The organism is Limnohabitans sp. Rim47 (assembly GCF_001517545.1).
In the GTDB taxonomy this organism is placed as follows: domain Bacteria; phylum Pseudomonadota; class Gammaproteobacteria; order Burkholderiales; family Burkholderiaceae_C; genus Limnohabitans_A.
This window is the reverse complement of sequence record NZ_FBYA01000006.1, coordinates 105,445-122,334: the sequence shown is the minus strand read 5'-3', so window position 1 is coordinate 122,334 and position 16,890 is coordinate 105,445. Positions and strand designations below refer to the sequence as shown.

Annotated in this window: 25 protein-coding genes and 1 pseudogene; 20 read left to right on the top strand and 6 right to left on the bottom strand. The window is 56.8% G+C overall.

Annotated elements, in window-relative coordinates; translation table 11 throughout:
• From BN3544_RS14210 to BN3544_RS13555, 13 genes and pseudogenes are all read left to right on the top strand, one after another.
• Nucleotides 1-149, top strand: a pseudogene (locus BN3544_RS14210) (elongation factor Tu); the annotation flags it as partial.
• A 76-nt stretch (nucleotides 150-225) separates the two neighbouring features.
• Nucleotides 226-540 carry a 30S ribosomal protein S10 gene (gene rpsJ / locus BN3544_RS13610; protein ID WP_019426908.1) on the top strand — a complete coding sequence of 105 codons (315 nt, stop codon included), beginning with the start codon at nucleotides 226-228 and terminating at the stop codon, nucleotides 538-540.
• 183 nt (nucleotides 541-723) lie between these two features.
• On the top strand, nucleotides 724-1,389 hold the full coding sequence (rplC, locus tag BN3544_RS13605) for a 50S ribosomal protein L3 (RefSeq protein WP_026036525.1): 666 nt from the start codon (nucleotides 724-726) through the stop codon (nucleotides 1,387-1,389).
• Nucleotides 1,389-2,009, top strand: a complete 621-nt coding sequence (rplD, locus tag BN3544_RS13600) for a 50S ribosomal protein L4 (RefSeq protein ID WP_019426906.1) — start codon at nucleotides 1,389-1,391, stop codon at nucleotides 2,007-2,009. Before rplC ends, rplD begins: the two co-directional genes overlap by 1 nt.
• On the top strand, nucleotides 2,006-2,320 hold the full coding sequence (rplW, locus tag BN3544_RS13595; RefSeq protein WP_019429300.1) for a 50S ribosomal protein L23: 315 nt from the start codon (nucleotides 2,006-2,008) through the stop codon (nucleotides 2,318-2,320). The genes rplD and rplW overlap by 4 nt, the downstream gene beginning before the upstream one ends.
• Nucleotides 2,321-2,322: 2 nt before the next feature.
• Nucleotides 2,323-3,147: a 50S ribosomal protein L2 gene (rplB, locus tag BN3544_RS13590; protein ID WP_019429301.1), complete on the top strand. Its 825-nt coding sequence runs from the start codon at nucleotides 2,323-2,325 to the stop codon at nucleotides 3,145-3,147.
• A gap of 10 nt (nucleotides 3,148-3,157) precedes the next feature.
• Complete coding sequence (gene rpsS, locus BN3544_RS13585; protein WP_007847809.1) at nucleotides 3,158-3,436, top strand: 30S ribosomal protein S19; 279 nt, start codon at nucleotides 3,158-3,160, stop codon at nucleotides 3,434-3,436.
• A 9-nt stretch (nucleotides 3,437-3,445) separates the two neighbouring features.
• The gene (gene rplV / locus BN3544_RS13580; protein WP_019426902.1) at nucleotides 3,446-3,775 is read left to right on the top strand and encodes a 50S ribosomal protein L22; all 330 of its coding nucleotides are present in this window, start codon (nucleotides 3,446-3,448) and stop codon (nucleotides 3,773-3,775) included.
• Nucleotides 3,776-3,787: 12 nt separating this feature from the next.
• Nucleotides 3,788-4,666: a 30S ribosomal protein S3 gene (rpsC, locus tag BN3544_RS13575; RefSeq protein ID WP_019429302.1), complete on the top strand. Its 879-nt coding sequence runs from the start codon at nucleotides 3,788-3,790 to the stop codon at nucleotides 4,664-4,666.
• Between the two features lie 11 nt (nucleotides 4,667-4,677).
• Nucleotides 4,678-5,094, top strand: coding sequence for a 50S ribosomal protein L16 (gene rplP, locus BN3544_RS13570; RefSeq protein WP_019426900.1), 417 nt, complete (start codon nucleotides 4,678-4,680; stop codon nucleotides 5,092-5,094).
• Nucleotides 5,095-5,111: 17 nt separating this feature from the next.
• Nucleotides 5,112-5,306 (top strand): 50S ribosomal protein L29, encoded by a 195-nt coding sequence (gene rpmC, locus BN3544_RS13565; RefSeq protein WP_019429303.1) that lies wholly within the window; start codon nucleotides 5,112-5,114, stop codon nucleotides 5,304-5,306.
• A 9-nt stretch (nucleotides 5,307-5,315) separates the two neighbouring features.
• Nucleotides 5,316-5,585, top strand: a complete 270-nt coding sequence (rpsQ, locus tag BN3544_RS13560) for a 30S ribosomal protein S17 (protein WP_019426898.1) — start codon at nucleotides 5,316-5,318, stop codon at nucleotides 5,583-5,585.
• A gap of 103 nt (nucleotides 5,586-5,688) precedes the next feature.
• The gene (locus BN3544_RS13555) at nucleotides 5,689-6,195 is read left to right on the top strand and encodes a peroxiredoxin (RefSeq protein WP_026036526.1); all 507 of its coding nucleotides are present in this window, start codon (nucleotides 5,689-5,691) and stop codon (nucleotides 6,193-6,195) included.
• 63 nt (nucleotides 6,196-6,258) lie between these two features.
• On the opposite strand, the gene BN3544_RS13550 is transcribed toward BN3544_RS13555, so the two are convergent.
• The gene (locus tag BN3544_RS13550; RefSeq protein WP_155820370.1) at nucleotides 6,259-6,759 is read right to left on the bottom strand and encodes a GNAT family N-acetyltransferase; all 501 of its coding nucleotides are present in this window, start codon (nucleotides 6,757-6,759) and stop codon (nucleotides 6,259-6,261) included.
• A gap of 54 nt (nucleotides 6,760-6,813) precedes the next feature.
• On the bottom strand, nucleotides 6,814-7,476 hold the full coding sequence (locus BN3544_RS13545) for a cytochrome b/b6 domain-containing protein (protein ID WP_026036528.1): 663 nt from the start codon (nucleotides 7,474-7,476) through the stop codon (nucleotides 6,814-6,816).
• A 98-nt stretch (nucleotides 7,477-7,574) separates the two neighbouring features.
• Between BN3544_RS13545 and BN3544_RS13540 the strand changes: the two genes are divergently transcribed.
• The gene (locus BN3544_RS13540) at nucleotides 7,575-8,027 is read left to right on the top strand and encodes a c-type cytochrome (protein ID WP_026036500.1); all 453 of its coding nucleotides are present in this window, start codon (nucleotides 7,575-7,577) and stop codon (nucleotides 8,025-8,027) included.
• A 44-nt stretch (nucleotides 8,028-8,071) separates the two neighbouring features.
• Here BN3544_RS13540 and BN3544_RS13535 read toward each other — a convergent pair whose 3' ends face one another.
• A complete protein-coding gene (locus tag BN3544_RS13535; RefSeq protein ID WP_036074780.1) occupies nucleotides 8,072-8,593 on the bottom strand; it encodes a TlpA disulfide reductase family protein in 522 nt (173 codons plus the stop codon).
• Between the two features lie 141 nt (nucleotides 8,594-8,734).
• Between BN3544_RS13535 and BN3544_RS13530 the strand changes: the two genes are divergently transcribed.
• A complete protein-coding gene (locus BN3544_RS13530) occupies nucleotides 8,735-9,286 on the top strand; it encodes a DUF4197 domain-containing protein (protein ID WP_306459978.1) in 552 nt (183 codons plus the stop codon).
• Nucleotides 9,287-9,344: 58 nt separating this feature from the next.
• Here the strand turns inward: BN3544_RS13530 and BN3544_RS13525 are convergent, their stop codons facing one another.
• A complete protein-coding gene (locus BN3544_RS13525) occupies nucleotides 9,345-10,589 on the bottom strand; it encodes a CaiB/BaiF CoA transferase family protein (RefSeq protein ID WP_026036501.1) in 1,245 nt (414 codons plus the stop codon).
• A 52-nt stretch (nucleotides 10,590-10,641) separates the two neighbouring features.
• Between BN3544_RS13525 and BN3544_RS13520 the strand changes: the two genes are divergently transcribed.
• The 5 genes from BN3544_RS13520 to ptsP are packed head-to-tail and all read left to right on the top strand — an operon-like array spanning nucleotide 10,642 to nucleotide 14,942.
• The gene (locus tag BN3544_RS13520; protein ID WP_019429163.1) at nucleotides 10,642-11,190 is read left to right on the top strand and encodes a hypothetical protein; all 549 of its coding nucleotides are present in this window, start codon (nucleotides 10,642-10,644) and stop codon (nucleotides 11,188-11,190) included.
• A complete protein-coding gene (locus BN3544_RS13515) occupies nucleotides 11,187-12,452 on the top strand; it encodes an MFS transporter (RefSeq protein ID WP_019429164.1) in 1,266 nt (421 codons plus the stop codon). The genes BN3544_RS13520 and BN3544_RS13515 overlap by 4 nt, the downstream gene beginning before the upstream one ends.
• A 13-nt stretch (nucleotides 12,453-12,465) precedes the next feature.
• Nucleotides 12,466-12,909 (top strand): PTS sugar transporter subunit IIA, encoded by a 444-nt coding sequence (locus BN3544_RS13510; protein WP_019429165.1) that lies wholly within the window; start codon nucleotides 12,466-12,468, stop codon nucleotides 12,907-12,909.
• Nucleotides 12,878-13,147, top strand: coding sequence for an HPr family phosphocarrier protein (locus BN3544_RS13505; RefSeq protein ID WP_019429166.1), 270 nt, complete (start codon nucleotides 12,878-12,880; stop codon nucleotides 13,145-13,147). The genes BN3544_RS13510 and BN3544_RS13505 overlap by 32 nt, the downstream gene beginning before the upstream one ends.
• 43 nt (nucleotides 13,148-13,190) lie before the next feature.
• A complete protein-coding gene (ptsP, locus tag BN3544_RS13500; RefSeq protein ID WP_019429167.1) occupies nucleotides 13,191-14,942 on the top strand; it encodes a phosphoenolpyruvate--protein phosphotransferase in 1,752 nt (583 codons plus the stop codon).
• A gap of 1 nt (nucleotide 14,943) precedes the next feature.
• Here the strand turns inward: ptsP and yghU are convergent, their stop codons facing one another.
• Nucleotides 14,944-15,816 (bottom strand): glutathione-dependent disulfide-bond oxidoreductase, encoded by an 873-nt coding sequence (gene yghU / locus BN3544_RS13495; protein WP_019429168.1) that lies wholly within the window; start codon nucleotides 15,814-15,816, stop codon nucleotides 14,944-14,946.
• Nucleotides 15,817-15,846: 30 nt separating this feature from the next.
• A complete protein-coding gene (gene lipA / locus BN3544_RS13490) occupies nucleotides 15,847-16,857 on the bottom strand; it encodes a lipoyl synthase (RefSeq protein WP_019429169.1) in 1,011 nt (336 codons plus the stop codon).
• Nucleotides 16,858-16,890: the final 33 nt, after the last annotated feature.

Genomic DNA, 16,890 nt, shown 5'->3' with positions numbered 1-16,890 from the left:
AAGGCAAAGAGATGGTGATGCCTGGTGACAACGTGTCGATCACTGTGAAGTTGATCAACCCCATTGCGATGGAAGAAGGCTTGCGCTTCGCCATCCGCGAAGGTGGCCGCACCGTTGGCGCCGGCGTTGTTGCCAAGATCATCGCTTAATTCATTTGTGGCGCAGCAGTGCAAAGGTTTGGCCTTTGCACTGTAGCAAGCAGAAAACTCACCACAAGGAATTGACATGTCATCCAAGCAAAAAATCCGCATTCGCCTGAAGGCTTTTGACTACAAACTGATCGACCAGTCCGCTGCCGAGATCGTTGACACTGCCAAGCGCACTGGCGCGATTGTCAAGGGCCCAGTGCCTTTGCCAACACGCATGAAGCGTTTTGACATCCTGCGTTCACCGCACGTCAACAAGACCAGCCGTGACCAGTTGGAAATCCGTACACACCAGCGTTTGATGGACATCGTGGACCCTACTGATAAAACAGTCGACGCCCTGATGAAACTCGATCTGCCTGCTGGCGTGGACGTCGAAATCAAGCTGCAGTAATGCGGTTTGGGTTGGCTGAAAGGCCAGCCAAAAACTTGAAATAGTGCCCGATTTGCCAGCTATGGCAAGTCGGGCTATAATTTCAGGCTCACCTCTTTTAGGGGTGAGATTTATTAACAGTCTTTCACATACCAAACGTGGCTGCCAATTGAAGTGGCTGCGGTGGAAGTTTTGGAGAAAACAATGAGTCTGAGCAACTCCCTCGGGTTGCTGGGTCGCAAGGTGGGCATGATGCGTCTGTTCACTGATGATGGGGATTCAGTTCCTGTCACAGTGTTGGATGTGTCTAACAACCGTGTATCCCAGGTCAAAACCCAAGAGAACGATGGCTATGTCGCTTTGCAAGTGACATTTGGTGCCCGCAAGGCATCGCGCGTGACCAAGCCAATCGCTGGTCACTTGGCCAAAGCCGGTGTTGAAGCCGGTGAAATCATTCAAGAATTCCGCGTGACCTCTGACGCAGCCGCCCAGTACGCCCCAGGCGCCACTGTGCCTGTGGCAGCCGTGTTTGCTGTGGGCCAGAAAGTGGACGTGCAAGGCACTTCCATCGGTAAGGGCTTCACCGGCACGATCAAGCGTCACAACTTCAAATCGCAGCGCGCTTCGCACGGTAACAGCCGTTCGCACAACGTGCCCGGTTCGATCTCCATGGCCCAAGATCCAGGCCGCGTGTTTCCAGGCAAGAAAATGTCGGGTCACCGTGGTGATGTGACTTGCACCACGCAGAACCTGGCCGTCATTCGCGTTGACGAAGCCCGTGGCCTGTTGATGGTCAAGGGTGCCATTCCTGGTTCCAAGGGTGGTTTTGTGACTGTGCGTCACGCCATCAAAGCTAAAGGAGCGATCTGATGCAGCTCGAACTCCTGAACGACCAAGGTCAAGCCGCTTCCAAAGTGGATGCGCCAGAAACCGTGTTCGGTCGTGAATACAACGAAGCCCTGATCCACCAAATTGTGGTGGCTTATCAGGCAAACGCCCGTCAAGGTACTCGCGCCCAAAAGGACCGTGAACAAGTTCACCACTCCACCAAGAAGCCTTTTAAACAAAAAGGCACTGGTCGCGCTCGTGCTGGTATGACTTCCTCGCCTTTGTGGCGTGGCGGTGGTCGGATTTTCCCGAACATGCCCGACGAAAACTTCACACAGAAGATCAACAAGAAGATGTACCGTGCTGGTATGGCTTCGATCTTCTCGCAGTTGGCCCGCGAAGGCCGTCTGGCTGTGGTGGATTCCTTCAAGGTCGAAACGCCAAAAACAAAGCAGCTCGCTGCCAAGTTCAAGGCCATGAGTCTCGACAACGTGCTGGTGATCGCTGACGAAGTCGACGAAAACCTGTACCTGGCATCGCGCAACCTAATCAACATCCTGATTGTTGAGCCCCGTTACGCTGATCCCGTGTCTTTGGTGAACTTCAAGAAAGTCCTCGTGACCAAAGGCGCCATGGACAAACTCAAGGAGATGTTTGCATGAGCGCCGTGAAGTTTGACGAAGGTCGTCTGATGTCGGTGTTGGTTGCGCCCATCGTGTCCGAAAAGGCCACCATGGTTGCAGAAAAATCCAACGCTGTGACATTCAAAGTGCTGCAGGACGCTACCAAGCCTGAAATCAAAGCCGCTGTGGAATTGATGTTCAAGGTCGAGGTCAAAGGCGTGTCTGTGGTGAATACCAAGGGCAAGACCAAGCGTTTTGGCAAGACCATTGGCCGTCGCGACAACATTCGCAAGGCTTATGTCACGCTGCAACCAGGTCAAGAGCTGAACCTGTCCGGGGAGGCTGCGTAATCATGGCTGTCATCAAGATCAAACCGACATCCCCAGGCCGTCGTGGCGTGGTGAAGGTCACCCGTGACCACCTGCACAAAGGTGAAGGCTACGCTCCGTTGCTGGAACCCCAGCACCAGAAGTCGGGCCGCAACAACAACGGTCACATCACAACTCGCCACAAAGGCGGTGGTCATAAGCACCACTACCGCGTGGTCGATTTCAAGCGCAACAAAGATGCAATCCCGGCGAAAGTCGAGCGCATTGAGTACGACCCAAACCGTACTGCGCACATTGCTTTGCTGTGCTACGCCGATGGCGAGCGCCGTTACATCATTGCCCCACGTGGCATTGAAGCCGGTGCAACCTTGTTGTCGGGCCCAGAGGCGCCTATCCGCGCTGGCAACACTTTGCCTATCCGTAACATCCCAGTGGGTTCGACCATCCATTGCATCGAGCTCAAGCCCGGTGCTGGTGCTCAGATCGCCCGCTCGGCTGGTGCCTCGGCAACCTTGCTCGCTCGTGAAGGCATCTACGCTCAAGTGCGTATGCGCTCCGGTGAGGTTCGCAAGATCCACATCGAGTGCCGCGCAACGATTGGTGAAGTCGCCAACGAAGAACACAGCCTGCGCCAATTGGGCAAGGCCGGTGTCAAGCGCTGGATGGGTATCCGCCCAACAGTTCGTGGCGTTGCCATGAACCCTGTGGATCACCCGCACGGTGGTGGCGAAGGCCGTACCGGCGAAGGCCGTCATGCAGTAGACCCGTGGGGCAACCTCACTAAGGGCTACCGTACCCGTAACAACAAGCGCACACAGGTCATGATCGTGTCGCGTCGCAAGAAGTAAGGGTTAGACAATGACACGCTCTCTCAAAAAGGGTCCATTCGTTGACCACCATTTGTTGGCCAAGGTCGAAAAAGCCGTTGCCACCAAAGATAAAAAGCCCGTCAAGACATGGTCGCGTCGCTCCATGGTTTTGCCCGATTTCATCGGTCTGACCATCGCCGTTCACAACGGCAAGCAACACGTTCCTGTTTATGTGACCGATCAAATGGTTGGCCACAAATTGGGCGAATTCGCACTGACCCGGACATTCAAGGGTCACCCTGCGGACAAAAAAGTCCAGAAGAAATAAGGAAAGACCATGGAAACACGTGCAGTCCTCCGGGGCGTCCGTTTGTCGGTCGATAAAGGCCGCTTGGTCGCCGATTTGATTCGCGGTAAAAAAGTGGATCAAGCTCTGAACATTTTGACTTTCACGCAGAAAAAAGCTGCTGGCATCGTCAAAAAGGTTTTGGAGTCCGCCATCGCCAACGCTGAGCACAATGACGGTGCTGACATCGACGAGTTGAAGGTGAAAACCATCTACGTCGAACAAGGCACTACGCTCAAGCGTTTTACCGCCCGCGCCAAAGGCCGTGGCAACCGCATCAGCAAGCCCACATGCCATGTGTATGTGACGGTTGGCAACTAAGCAGGAAGAAACATGGGACAAAAAATCCATCCTACCGGCTTCCGTTTGGCCATCAGCCGTAACTGGGCAAGCCGCTGGTACGCAAGCAACAAAGACTTCGCTGGCATGCTGGCTGAAGACATCAAGGTGCGTGAGTACCTCAAGGCCAAGCTCAAGAACGCCGCGGTTTCCCGCGTGCTGATCGAGCGTCCAGCCAAGAGCGCCCGCATCACCATCTTCTCGGCTCGTCCAGGCGTGGTGATCGGCAAAAAAGGCGAAGACATCGAGTTGCTCAAGAAAGAACTCGCTGCTCGTTTGGGTGTGCCAGTGGCAGTGAACATCGAAGAAGTGCGCAAGCCCGAAATCGATGCGCAATTGATCGCTGACAGCATCACGCAACAGCTCGAAAAGCGGATCATGTTCCGCCGCGCCATGAAGCGCGCCATGCAAAACGCCATGCGTCTGGGTGCTCAAGGCATCAAGATCATGTCGGCTGGCCGTTTGAACGGTATCGAAATTGCGCGTACCGAGTGGTATCGCGAAGGTCGTGTGCCATTGCACACCCTGCGCGCTGACATCGACTACGCCACTTCCGAAGCCAAGACCACCTACGGCATCATTGGTGTCAAGGTCTGGGTCTACAAAGGTGACACTTTGGGTCGCAACGATGCTCCAGCACTGGCTGAGCCACGTGCCGAAGAAGAGCGCCGCCCACGTGGTCCACGTCGTGACGCCCGTCCTGGTGATCGCCCAACAGGTGATCGTCGTGGTGGCCCACGTCGCCCCGCTGGCACCAACACAGCCCCCACTGACGGTAGCGACAAGCCCGCCGGTGCAGGTGGTGATGCCAAACCCGCCGTTAAGCGCGTACGCACAGTCGCCGCGCCAGCTGCAGCAGCTGACGGTCAATAAGGAGTAACAACATGCTGCAACCTGCTCGCAGAAAGTTCCGCAAGGAACAGAAAGGCCGCAACACCGGCGTCGCTACCCGTGGCAACACGGTGGCGTTTGGTGACTTCGGCCTGAAGTCCACAGACCGTGGCCGTTTGACGGCCCGTCAGATCGAAGCCGCACGTCGTGCGATTTCCCGTCACGTCAAACGTGGTGGTCGTATCTGGATTCGTGTGTTCCCTGACAAGCCGATTTCCACTAAGCCTGCTGAAGTGCGTATGGGTAACGGTAAAGGTAACCCCGAATACTATGTGGCTGAGATCCAACCCGGAAAGGTGCTCTACGAAATCGTAGGCGTGCCAGAAGAGTTGGCCCGCGAAGCCTTCAAATTGGCCGCTGCCAAGTTGCCTCTGCGTACCACTTTTGTGGCACGCATGATCGGCCAGTAATTCAGGAGAAACAAGAAATGAAAGCTGCTGAACTGCGCCAAAAAGACGTTGCTGGTGTGAAAGACGAAATCAAAGCGCTGCAAAAAGCCCACTTTGGTCTGCGTATGCAAAAAGCCACGCAACAACTCGGCAATACCGGAACGTTGAGCGAAACCCGTCGTTCCATCGCTCGTGCCAAAACCATCCTTGCCCAAAAGCAAGCCGCCAAGTAAGGAGTGACCATGACGGAAGCTAAAACATCCCTCAAGCGCACCTTGATTGGCAAGGTGGTCAGCGACAAGCGCGCCAAGACCGTGACCGTGCTGGTTGAGCGTCGCGTTAAACACGCGCTCTACGGCAAGATCGTGGCCAAGTCGAGCAAATACCATGCGCACGACGAAACAGGTGAATTTCACCTGGGCGACACTATCGAAATCACTGAAAGCCGTCCGATTTCGAAGACCAAAAACTGGGTGGCGACTCGCCTGGTTCAGAAAGCTGCAGCCGTCTAAGCCCAAAAGCCTGACTTCTGCAAATTTTCAGAAAACGACCCACAATAGTGGGTCGTTTTTTTTTACCCTGGCACTTTCGCCAATCAAACAGATGGAGCACAACATGATCAAAGTCGGCGACGCACTGCCCGCAGCCACCCTGATGGAATATGTCGAGGTGGAGGGCAATGGCTGCAGCATTGGCCCCAACCCTGTGGACGTGGCCAAAGCCTGCGCAGGCAAAACCATTGCGCTGTTTGCACTGCCCGGCGCCTTCACGCCCACTTGCTCGGCCAAGCATGTGCCTGGTTATGTTGAAAACCACGATGCCTTGAAGGCCGCTGGTGTCGATGAAATCTGGTGCGTGAGCGTGAACGACGCATTTGTGATGGGCGCTTGGGCACGTGACCAGCAAACCGGTACCAAAGTGCGCATGCTGGGCGATGGTGATGCGGCTTTCACCAAAGCCACGGGCCTGACACTTGATTTGACCGGCAAAGGTCTGGGCTTGCGCAGCAACCGTTACTCGATGTTGGTCAAAGATGGCAAAGTTGCCAGCTTGAACGTAGAGGGTCCAGGAAAATTCGAAGTCAGTGATGCCGCCACTTTGCTGGCGCAATCAAAAAGCTGATCTAGGATCATCAAAATGAAAAAAGGGACCTTGAGTCCCTTTTTTATTGCGTCAGTGACAACATCAATCGATGTCGACTTTGAGGTAATGCGCTCCGGCATGGGGGTTGTGATAGTAAGGTGGAATCTCTTCAAACCCGAGGTCTTCATACAGAGCTCTGGCCGACTCCATTTCGTCGAGTGTGTCGAGCAACACGCAGCTGTAGCCAGCTTTGCGCGCAGCATCGAGAATGGCTTCTGTTAAATGCCGACCTAAGCCCAAACCTCTAAATGCTGGGCGAACATACAAGCGCTTCATTTCGCTGGCATTGGTGTAATCCGATGCATCAAGCGGCCTTAATGCGCAGCAACCCGCAACAGCGCCATCCACCCAAGCCAGCAAGACGGTTCCTCGTGGCTCGGCGTAATCGCCCGGCAATCCCGCCAGTTCTTCCTGAAAGCCCTGAAAGCACAGATCTACATCCAGGCTGGCCGCATATTCCTGAAAGACAGCGCGTGTTTCTATCCAGTCGTTGACACTGGATGGCGGCAGGAGTTGTGCGGTGAGCTTGTGCAATGTAGACATCAAATAAAAGAGCAAGAGTGTAGCTTGGACAAAAGCGCATCATCTGTGGTTGTGTCACCCACCTAACGACACGAGTGCTGCGACGGTCAGTGCCGCCGAGAACAAAATCATCAGTGCCAGCACGCGGCTCTTCCCGTTATCAGCAGACTCAGGGACAGGTTCGGGCAGTGTTTTATTGCCGTGCAACATGGCCGGAACGAGTGGGGGATGTTTGCGAAAACGGTACCAAGCCAGCGCCAGCAAATGCATCGCAATCAATGCGATCAAAATGAATTTGCCAACATTTTTATGCCAACTGCTAGCCCAAGTCACCACCGTGCCAGAAACCAAAGTGGACAGTGGACCCATGTTGGAGATTTCATCGTCACTGACCAAGCCGGTCCCGACTTGGAGGAGCAAAACACAAAGGAGTGCAATGACCGACAAAGACCCCAAGGGGTTATGGCCAGCACGATGGCGGATGTCAGAGTGCCCATTCAGGTAGGCCCGTACATGCCGTAGGCTAATGGGCATTTGTGCCCAGCGTGACCAAAAGCCACCACAAAGGCCCCAAGCCAAACGAAACAACACAAGCGTCAAAACGGCATAACCAAAGCGGAAATGCCAAGCCATGGCGGCCCCCCCTAGATTGCCGGTGATGAGCAGAGCGACGATGCAGGTCACCAAAGCCCAGTGAAAAAGGCGCGTGGGTAAATCCCATATGCGGACAGTAAACATCATCAATGACACCTGTGCGAATAAGCAAAATTATGCGAGACTAAAACAGTTTAAAAGCATAAGGCTTTAGGCGCCGTTTAAATTGATTGGAGTCACGCATGAAAACGATATTGAACCTATTGGCCGCCGCAATGGCATTGACCTTGGCTGTACCCGCGCAAGCCCAATTTGCCAAACCCGACGATGCCATCAAATACCGAAAAGCCAGCTTTAACGTCATGGCGACGCATTTTGGTCGACTGGGTGCCATGGCCAATGGGCGCTTGCCCTACGATGCAAAAGCCGCAGCGGACAATGCCGAGCTGGTCACCACAATGTCCAAATTGCCGTGGGCCGCATTCGGTGAAGGCACGGACAAAGGAGAAACACGCGCCAAGCCTGAAATCTGGAAAGAGTCAGCCAAATACAAAGAGGCGGCTGACAAGATGCAAGCCGAAATGGCGAAACTGAATGTGGCTGCCAAGGTCGGTAATGTCGAGGCATTGAAGGCGGCTTTTGGCCCGGCAGCGGCGTCATGCAAAACTTGTCACGACAACTTCCGAAAAGATTGAACGTGTTTTGAGCCTGAGCCGCAAGCCGCTGTGGAGCAGCCGGCTCAGGATTGTGTCAGCAACTTTTCGATCAGTTGGTGCAGCTCAACAAAGTTGGGTGTACCTACATAGCGCTTAACGATCTCGCCGCGCTTGTTCACCAAGAAGGTGGTGGGGGTGAGTTGAATATCACCCCATTCGCGCGCAACGGCGCCTGTGTTGTCAATTGCAACCTTGAACGGCAATTGGCGCGTTTGCGCGAAATTTACAACATAACTGGGCGGGTCGTAGCGCATGGCCACGGCCACTGTTTCATAGCCCTTGTCTTTGAATTTGTTGTATGTGGTCACAAGTTCGGGCATTTCGGCCACACATGTGGTGCAGCTGGTCGCCCAAAAATTCACCAAAGATACTTTTCCTTGCAATTGCTGTGACGTGACGGTGGAGCCGTCGAGCAAAACGAAGGAAGATTCGGGCGCACGTTCAGAAGAGCAGCCCCCAAGGGCAAACAAGAAACCGAGGGCGCAGGCCCAATTCAACACAGACCGTCTAATCGGCTGGCGCTTCCAAGGAGTTTTCAAATGCATCTTCATCGCCGAAAGTTTAATACGTTCGTGATGTCCGCGGGTTATTTTGTGATTGCGCCAGCGTACGCCACCGTATTGGCTGACTTGACTTCGGGCGATGCGTCTAAGGGGCTCAAGCTGGCGCTCGAGAAAGGCAGTGAGATGGCTGTGCAGTTGTTGGGCGTGCAAGATGGCTTCTGGGGCAATGACAAGGTGCGCATTGGTCTGCCAGACGCAGTGCGCAAAGGTGCCAAGTTGCTGAAAAATTTGGGGATGGGTAAACAACTGGATGAACTGAGCTTGCAGATGAACCGTGCGGCCGAAGCTGCGGTGCCGCTGTCTAAAAAGCTGCTGACCCAGGCCATTCAGAAAATGTCGGTCCAGGATGCCAAGGGCATTTTGCAAGGAGGCGAAAATGCAGTGACGCAATTTTTTGCCGTCAAGACGCGAACACCCTTGGCTGTGGAATTCATGCCAACAGTCAGGCAATCGCTTGAAAAACTCGGCGTGGTGGATCAGTTCAACGCTGTCGCGGTCAAACTGTCGGGCATCGGCTTGTTGGACAAAGACAAAGCCAAACTGGCGTCGTATGTCACTGACAAAACACTCGATGGTTTGTATTTCATGATCGGCGAAGAGGAAAAGAAAATTCGACAAAACCCAGCCCAAGCAGGCAGCGCCTTGCTGAGCAAAGTGTTTGGTGCTTTGCGCTAAACGCCAGTTGGACAGGGGTTGGGTCGGCGTGCCGTGCGACGCGGTAAATGTCGCGCTGTCAAATCACCCCTTTGCCGCGCAATAGGTCTTGTTGTTCTGCGGTCCAGCCCAACACCTCGGTCATAACTTCGGCCGTGTGCTGACCCAGCATGGGCGGTGGAAGGTCTTGGCGAACGGGGGTGAGGCTCATCTTGATGGGACTGGACACCAGTTTTAAGGCCGGTTGGATCGGGTGTGACCAAGTGCTGACCATGCCGCGGTCTTGTACTTGCGGGTCGGCAAAGACTTCCCCTAATGTGTTAATGGCACCACAGGGCACTTTTGCGGCCTCCAGTGCGCCCAGCCAAGTGGCCTTGGTCCGGGATTTCATGATCGCCTCGAGCTGAGGCACCAACTCTGCGCGGTGGCGTACGCGGTCGGCGTTCAATGCATAGCGCGGGTCCTTTGCCAATTCGGGATGGCCTGCAACGGCACAAAATTTGGCAAATTGCCCGTCGTTGCCTACGGCCAAAATCAGGTGGTCGCGCGTGCCTGGTGCTGTGTCGTCGGGTGCCATGACCTCAAACACTTGGTAGGGCACGATGTTCTGGTGCGCATTGCCCGCTCTGCCCGGTACTTTGCCGCTGACGAGGTAGTTGGAGCCCAAATTAGCCAGCATGGCAACCTGGGTGTCCAGCAAGGCCATGTCGACTTGCTGGCCTTCTCCGGTGCGTTCGGCGTGGCGCAGTGCCGCCAAAATGGCGACGGTGGCGTACATGCCAGTGAACAAATCGGCCACGGCCACCCCCACTTTTTGGGGGCCGCCACCCAGATCATCGCGTTCTCCGGTGACGCTCATCAGGCCACCAATGCCTTGCACGGCGTAATCGTAGCCTGCGCGTTCGCGGTAAGGGCCGGTCTGGCCAAAGCCCGTCACGCTGCAATAAACCAGCTTGGGGTTGAGGGCGCTCAGGCTAGGGTAGTCAAGCCCGTAACGGGCCATGTCGCCCACCTTGAAGTTTTCAACGAACACGTGGCAGTGCTTGACCAACTCGCGAATCAGCGCCTGACCTTCAGGCTGGGCGATGTCGCAGGTCACAGACCGTTTGTTGCGGTTGGCACCCAAGTAATACGCCGCCTCGGCGGTGTCCCGACCTTCGGCGTCTTTCAGAAAAGGCGGCCCCCAGGTCCGGGTGTCGTCGCCGCTGCCGGGACGTTCGATTTTGATGACGTCGGCCCCCAGGTCGGCCAATGTCTGGGTACACCATGGGCCCGCTAATACGCGGGAGAGGTCAAGTACGCGGATGCCGTCAAGTGAATTCATGCATTCATTGTCGCGAAAAATCCAGCTCGTCGCTGATCAGGATAATCACCCCATGCAAAACCATTTCATGGCCGTCACGGCCAGCCTGATATTTAGCGTTGCTTTGAGCGCCTGCAGCCCCGCCCAGAACTGGCGTGAGGTCACCTTGGAAGGCAGCACGCTCAAAGCCCAGTTGCCTTGTAAACCCGACCGCACCACGCGCTCTGTGCCATTGGGGGGCGTGGCTGTGGACTTGCAAGTCGTCGGTTGCGACAGTGGCACGGCCATCGTGGCGGTCATGACCGCACCTTTGCAGGCGGGTGCCGATGTCAATGCGGTGATGTCCGGGTGGCAAAAAGCCACGCTGGACAACGCCCGGATCAAGCAGCCTTTGGCGCTTGAGCAGCGGCAGAACTGGCACCGTCCGGGGCAATTGCCACTGGCGTCGTCCGTTCGAATTCAGGCCCAAGGCCTGCGGGCCAATGGGGATGCGGTGACCATGGCCGCCGTCTGGGGGGCTGTGGCCGATGGCGACCATGTGCGGCTGATTCATGCGGTGGTGTATGACCGGCAAATTTCGCCTGAAATGCCCAATACCTTGTTTGACGGGCTGAAACCATGACCGCTGCGACTTTGGCTCAGCCCGCTCATTTGCCCCGCCGGATGGCCGTAGTGGTCTTTTTGGCGTTTGCGCTGGCGTATTTTTTCTCGGCTTTGGTGCGTGCCATTACCGCCACTTTGTCGCCCACGCTTCTCACGGAGTTCAGCCTGAATGCACAAGACCTGGGCCTGTTGGCGGGCGGGTACTTTTTGGGCTTTTCGCTGACCCAGTTGCCTTTGGGGCGCTTGCTGGACAGGCATGGGCCCAAAAAAGTGGTGTTGGCTTTTTTGTCATTTGCCGTGTTGGGGTGCCTGGCGTTTTCGTGGGCTGACAGTTTTCATGGCCTTCTGGCCGCTCGTGTGCTGTGCGGCATGGGCGTGAGCGCCTGTCTGATGGCGCCTTTGACCGGGTATCGGCGCTGGTTTGACGCCAGTACCCAATTGCGCACCAATTCGTGGATGCTGATGACCGGTTCGCTGGGCATGTTAGCGGCCACCTTGCCGGTGCAATGGCTTATGCCCATTTGGGGTTGGCGCGCCCTGTTTGTCATGCTGGGGGTGATGATTGCTCTGGCCATGGTGCTGATCGCGTTGGTGGTGCCACAGTGGCAAAAAGCCACGCCCATGGGTGTAGCACATGCAGTGCCCGTTTTGGACGACGACGGCAGTTACCGTCAAATTTGGCGCAGCCCTTATTTTTGGCGCATGATGCCCATCGGCTTTTTCAGTTACGGGGGCATGGTCGCCATTCAAACCCTGTGGGCGGGCCCATGGATGACACAAGTGGCCGGGTGGACGGCCAATGAAGCGGCAACAGGTTTGTTCTTCATCAACCTCAGCATGCTGGTGGCATTTTGGCTTTGGGGGATGGTCACTCCGCGTTTGGCACGACGGGGCATTCCTGTTGAGCGCTTGATCGCCTGGGGTTTGCCCCTGACTTTCGTGGTGCTCGCTGCGCTGGTGGGCTTGGGTGCTGCCATCGGCGACTTAGCGGCGGCAGCCCTGGCGTTGTATTGCGTGTGCAGCACTTTTGTGGCCTTGGCCCAGCCTGCCGTAGGCATGGCTTTTCCGGCGCATTTGGCTGGGCGTGCCTTATCGGCTTACAACCTGGTGATCTTCGCGGGCATCTTTGTGGTGCAGTGGGGCATTGGCTTGGCGGTGGATGCTGGGCGCAGCCTGGGCTTGCCTTCGGTCATGGCCTATCAGGTGGCTTTGGCCGGTTTTGCGGTGTGTTCATGTCTGTCGTGGGTGTATTTCCTTCTGAGCAAGCCGGATCAGACCTGATAATGAAGTCCTCATGATCGGTATCCTTATCATCGCCCACGCCCCGCTGGCCCATGCCTTGCGTGAATGTGCATTGCACGTGTTCCCCGATTGCGCTTCGGGTGTCTTGTCTGTCGATGTGCGGCCGAACGACGCGCCTGAAGTCACGCTGGCTGAAGCACGTCGCGCCATGACGGCGCTGGGCACAGACCAAGTTTTGTTGCTCAGCGATGTGTTCGGCGCCACACCGTGCAACGTGGCTCAGCAGCTCAATGATGGGCAGCACACACGACTGGTGGCAGGGGCCAACTTGCCCATGCTGCTGCGCAGCGTGTGTTACCGCCATGAAAGTCTGGAGGCGCTGGCCGCCCGTGCCCACGCTGGCGGCACCCAAGGCGTCATGCCCGTGGGCAGCACTGCGCCCCAAAATCAAACAGGAAAGAGACATGCCCCAAGCCACAACGACCATCAGCAATAAACTGGGTTTGCACGCCCGCGCATCGGCCAAGCTGACCAAGCTGGCTGGTAGTTTTCCGTGCGAAGTCTGGCTCAGCAAGGGTGAGCGCCGCATCAATGCCAAAAGCATCATGGGCGTGATGATGTTGGCGGCAGGCTTGGGCAGCGAAGTGCTGGTGGAGACCCAGGGGGAGCGCGATCAGGAGGCGTTGGATGCATTGCTCGCGTTGATGGCCGACAAGTTTGGTGAGGGCGAGTGAGCATGTCGCGCCGTAAATTCTGGACGGGTGCTGGGGGGATGTCATGACTTTCAGCATCCACGGTTTGGCGGTCGCCCGGGGCATTGCGATTGGGCGCGCTGTGCTGGTTGCTTCCAGCCGGGTCGATGTGGCGCACTATTTCATCCAGCCTGATCAGGTGACGCTGGAAATCAAACGCCTGCGCAAGGCCCGTGATGACGTGGTGGACGAGTTGCAGCGGCTGCAAAAAGACATGCCCAAAGACGCGCCGCATGAACTCACGGCCCTGCTCGATGTGCACCTGATGCTTTTGCAAGATGAAGAACTGACGGCGGGTGTGCGTCAGTGGATTGAAGAGCGTCTGTACAACGCCGAGTGGGCGCTGACCAGTCAGCTCGAGATCATTGCCCGCCAGTTCGACGAGATGGAAGACCCCTATTTGCGGGAACGCAAAGCCGATATGGAGCAGGTGGCCGAGCGGGTGTTGCATTGCCTCAAAGGCACCGGCTCGCTGGTCACGCAAGCGCGCAGGCCCGCACGGCCCCAACAAGAGCTGCAGTTGGGCGACACCATGGATGTGCCTCTGGTGTTAGTGGCGCACGATTTATCGCCAGCCGACATGCTGCAATTCAAGCAAAGCGTTTTTACAGGCTTTGTGACGGATGTAGGTGGCAAAACGTCTCATACCGCCATCGTGGCGCGCAGCCTGGACATTCCGGCGGTGGTGGGCGCACGCAGTGCCAGCCAGTTGGTCAAGCAAGACGATTGGGTCATCATCGATGGCGATGCCGGTGTGGTCATCGTGGACCCTTCGCCCATCATCCTGGCCGATTACGGCTTCAAGCAGCGCCAGGGCGATCTGGAGCGCCAGCGTCTGGCACGCTTGCGGCATACCCCGGCGGTCACGCTGGATGGCCAAAGAATCGAATTGCTGGCCAACATCGAGATGCCTGAAGACACCCAAGCCGCCATCACCGCAGGTGCGGTTGGCGTTGGTCTGTTTCGCAGCGAATTTTTGTTCATGGGCCGCCAAGGCAACTTGCCCGGTGAGGAGGAGCAGTACGAGGCCTACCGCCGTGCTGTGGATGGCATGAACGGATTGCCCGTCACGGTGCGCACAGTGGATGTGGGCGCAGACAAACCGCTCGATGAAGCACGGCACGATGCCGCGCATTTGAACCCGGCTTTGGGCCTGCGAGCCATCCGCTGGAGCCTCGCCGATCCTTCCATGTTTTTGACCCAGCTGCGCGCCATCTTGCGTGCTGCAGCCCACGGCAAAGTCAACTTGTTGATTCCCATGCTGGCGCATGGCAGCGAGATTCGCCAGACCTTGGCCTTGATCGAGCAAGCACGGCACGAGTTGGACCGCCGAGGTGCCGCCTATGGCCCGGTGCGCCTGGGTGCGATGATCGAGATTCCTGCGGCCGCTTTGTCGTTGCGCTTGTTTCTCAAGTACTTTGACTTTTTGTCCATTGGCACCAACGACCTGATTCAGTACACGCTGGCCATTGACCGGGCTGATGAATCGGTGGCGCACTTGTACGACCCCTTACATCCGGCCGTCCTGCGTCTGGTAGCCGACACCATTGCCGAATGCCATGTCCAAGGCAAAGGCGTTTCGGTGTGTGGCGAGATGGCGGGCGACGTGGCCATGACCCGGCTGCTGCTGGGTCTGGGTTTGCGCAGTTTTTCCATGCACCCGTCGCAGATCCTGTCCGTCAAGCAACAGGTCTTGCGATCGGACACGACCAAGTTGGCGTTGTGGGCCAGCCAAGTGCTGGATTCAGACGAGCCATCGGGTTTGATGGCGAACTGAGTCAGGATTTTTCGAGTTTGTCCTGCGTGCGGGTGTCGAAATCACCTGCGTCGTGGCGCTCATGCAGTTGCATTTCGGGCGGCCCGATGACCCGGTTGACCATGCGCCCGCGTTGCACGGCAGGGCGCTTGGCCAGCTCGTCGGCCCAGCGGTTGACGTGTTCGTATTCGTGCACTTGCAAAAACTCGCCTGCCTCGTACATCGTGCCCTTGGCCATGCCGCCATACCAAGGCCAGATGGCCATGTCGGCGATGGTGTAGTCATCGCCCGCAATGAAGCGGCTTTCTGCCAATCGCCGGTTCAACACATCCATCTCGCGCTTGACTTCCATGGCAAAGCGGTCAATGGCGTACTCGATCTTGATGGGGGCGTAGGCATAAAAATGACCGAAACCACCGCCCAAGTAAGGCGCGCTGCCCATTTGCCAGAACAACCAAGACAGGCACTCGGCCCGCCGCACCGGGTCGGTGGGCACAAAGGCACCAAACTTCTCAGCCAGGTACAACAAGATGGCACCCGATTCAAACACCCGTACAGGCTCAGTGCTACTGCAGTCCAGCAAGGCAGGGATCTTGGAGTTTGGGTTAACGCCTACAAACCCGCTGCTGAACTGTTGCCCCTCCTGGATACGGATCAGCCAGGCGTCGTATTCAGCGCCCACATGGCCCAAGGCCAGCAGCTCTTCGAGCATCACCGTGACTTTGACGCCATTGGGCGTGGCCAGCGAATACAGCTGCAGCGGGTGCTTGCCGCGGGGCAGTTCTTGCTCGTGTGTTGGTCCTGCAATGGGGCGATTGATGTTGGCAAAGCGTCCGCCATTGGCCTTGTTCCAAGTCCAGATGGAGGGTGGTGTGTAAGGGCTGGAATCGGTCATGACGGCCTTGAGGTGGATAGGTTGAGCGGGTCAGGGTTTGTCGGCCAGATTCAGCTGCGCCGAATGCGCCTGCTGGTCTGCGTGGTAGCTGCTGCGCACCATCGCGCCCACTGCCGCATGCGAAAAGCCCATTTCGTAGGCTTTGGCCTCGAACATCTTGAAGGTGTCGGGGTGAACATAACGGCGCACGGGCAGGTGGCTGTTGCTGGGTGCCAAGTACTGGCCAATGGTCAGCATCTCGATGTTGTGCGCGCGCATGTCGCGCATGACGTCCAAAATTTCTTCGTCTGTTTCGCCCAAGCCGACCATCAAGCCACTCTTGGTGGGCACGTTCGGAAACAGCGCTTTGAATTTCTTCAACAAGCTCAACGAAAACTGGTAATCCGAGCCGGGGCGCGCTTCTTTGTAAAGGCGCGGCACGGTTTCCATGTTGTGGTTCATCACATCGGGTGGTGCGGCTTTGAGGATTTCCAATGCGCGGTCATCGCGTCCCCGGAAGTCGGGCACCAGCACTTCGATCTGGGTGGTGGGTGACAGCTCACGTGTTTTGCGGATGCACTCCACAAAATGCCCCGCACCGCCGTCGCGCAGGTCGTCGCGGTCCACGCTGGTGATCACCACGTATTTCAGCTTGAGTTGCGCAATGGTCTTGGCCAGGTTGTCGGGCTCGTTTACATCCAGCGGGTCGGGGCGGCCATGGCCCACATCGCAAAACGGGCAGCGGCGGGTGCACTTGTCGCCCATGATCATGAAGGTGGCGGTGCCTTTGCCAAAGCATTCACCAATATTGGGGCAGCTGGCTTCCTCGCACACAGTCACCAGTTTGTTGGCGCGCAGCACGTCTTTGATTTCGTAAAAGCGGGTGGTGGGGGAGCCCGCTTTGACGCGGATCCACTCGGGTTTTTTGAGCACTTCACCGGCTTCGACTTTGACCGGAATGCGAGACAGCTTGGCCGCTGCTTTTTGCTTGGCCATGGGGTCGTAGTTTTCAACGCTTTGGGCTTCGCGAACCACGTTGCGTTCGGTGGGGGTGTTGCTCATCTTGTTCTTTCAGTCACTGCAGCCACATCGCGT

Bases quoted from the DNA above. Each gene is read 5' to 3' on its own strand.
- rpsC (WP_019429302.1), top strand. From the start codon at position 3,788: ATGGGACAAAAAATCCATCCTACCGGCTTCCGTTTGGCCATCAGCCGT.
- BN3544_RS13535 (WP_036074780.1), bottom strand. From the start codon at position 8,593: ATGCATTTGAAAACTCCTTGGAAGCGCCAGCCGATTAGACGGTCTGTG.
- rpsJ (WP_019426908.1), top strand. From the start codon at position 226: ATGTCATCCAAGCAAAAAATCCGCATTCGCCTGAAGGCTTTTGACTAC.
- yghU (WP_019429168.1), bottom strand. From the start codon at position 15,816: ATGACCGATTCCAGCCCTTACACACCACCCTCCATCTGGACTTGGAAC.
- ptsP (WP_019429167.1), top strand. From the start codon at position 13,191: ATGACTTTCAGCATCCACGGTTTGGCGGTCGCCCGGGGCATTGCGATT.
- BN3544_RS13520 (WP_019429163.1), top strand. From the start codon at position 10,642: ATGCAAAACCATTTCATGGCCGTCACGGCCAGCCTGATATTTAGCGTT.
- rplD (WP_019426906.1), top strand. From the start codon at position 1,389: ATGCAGCTCGAACTCCTGAACGACCAAGGTCAAGCCGCTTCCAAAGTG.
- BN3544_RS13550 (WP_155820370.1), bottom strand. From the start codon at position 6,759: ATGTCTACATTGCACAAGCTCACCGCACAACTCCTGCCGCCATCCAGT.
- lipA (WP_019429169.1), bottom strand. From the start codon at position 16,857: ATGAGCAACACCCCCACCGAACGCAACGTGGTTCGCGAAGCCCAAAGC.
- rplW (WP_019429300.1), top strand. From the start codon at position 2,006: ATGAGCGCCGTGAAGTTTGACGAAGGTCGTCTGATGTCGGTGTTGGTT.
- BN3544_RS13555 (WP_026036526.1), top strand. From the start codon at position 5,689: ATGATCAAAGTCGGCGACGCACTGCCCGCAGCCACCCTGATGGAATAT.
- BN3544_RS13515 (WP_019429164.1), top strand. From the start codon at position 11,187: ATGACCGCTGCGACTTTGGCTCAGCCCGCTCATTTGCCCCGCCGGATG.
- BN3544_RS13525 (WP_026036501.1), bottom strand. From the start codon at position 10,589: ATGAATTCACTTGACGGCATCCGCGTACTTGACCTCTCCCGCGTATTA.
- BN3544_RS13530 (WP_306459978.1), top strand. From the start codon at position 8,735: ATGGCTGTGCAGTTGTTGGGCGTGCAAGATGGCTTCTGGGGCAATGAC.
- BN3544_RS13510 (WP_019429165.1), top strand. From the start codon at position 12,466: ATGATCGGTATCCTTATCATCGCCCACGCCCCGCTGGCCCATGCCTTG.
- rplV (WP_019426902.1), top strand. From the start codon at position 3,446: ATGGAAACACGTGCAGTCCTCCGGGGCGTCCGTTTGTCGGTCGATAAA.
- rpsS (WP_007847809.1), top strand. From the start codon at position 3,158: ATGACACGCTCTCTCAAAAAGGGTCCATTCGTTGACCACCATTTGTTG.
- rpsQ (WP_019426898.1), top strand. From the start codon at position 5,316: ATGACGGAAGCTAAAACATCCCTCAAGCGCACCTTGATTGGCAAGGTG.
- BN3544_RS13505 (WP_019429166.1), top strand. From the start codon at position 12,878: ATGCCCCAAGCCACAACGACCATCAGCAATAAACTGGGTTTGCACGCC.
- BN3544_RS13545 (WP_026036528.1), bottom strand. From the start codon at position 7,476: ATGTTTACTGTCCGCATATGGGATTTACCCACGCGCCTTTTTCACTGG.
- rpmC (WP_019429303.1), top strand. From the start codon at position 5,112: ATGAAAGCTGCTGAACTGCGCCAAAAAGACGTTGCTGGTGTGAAAGAC.
- rplB (WP_019429301.1), top strand. From the start codon at position 2,323: ATGGCTGTCATCAAGATCAAACCGACATCCCCAGGCCGTCGTGGCGTG.
- rplC (WP_026036525.1), top strand. From the start codon at position 724: ATGAGTCTGAGCAACTCCCTCGGGTTGCTGGGTCGCAAGGTGGGCATG.
- rplP (WP_019426900.1), top strand. From the start codon at position 4,678: ATGCTGCAACCTGCTCGCAGAAAGTTCCGCAAGGAACAGAAAGGCCGC.
- BN3544_RS13540 (WP_026036500.1), top strand. From the start codon at position 7,575: ATGAAAACGATATTGAACCTATTGGCCGCCGCAATGGCATTGACCTTG.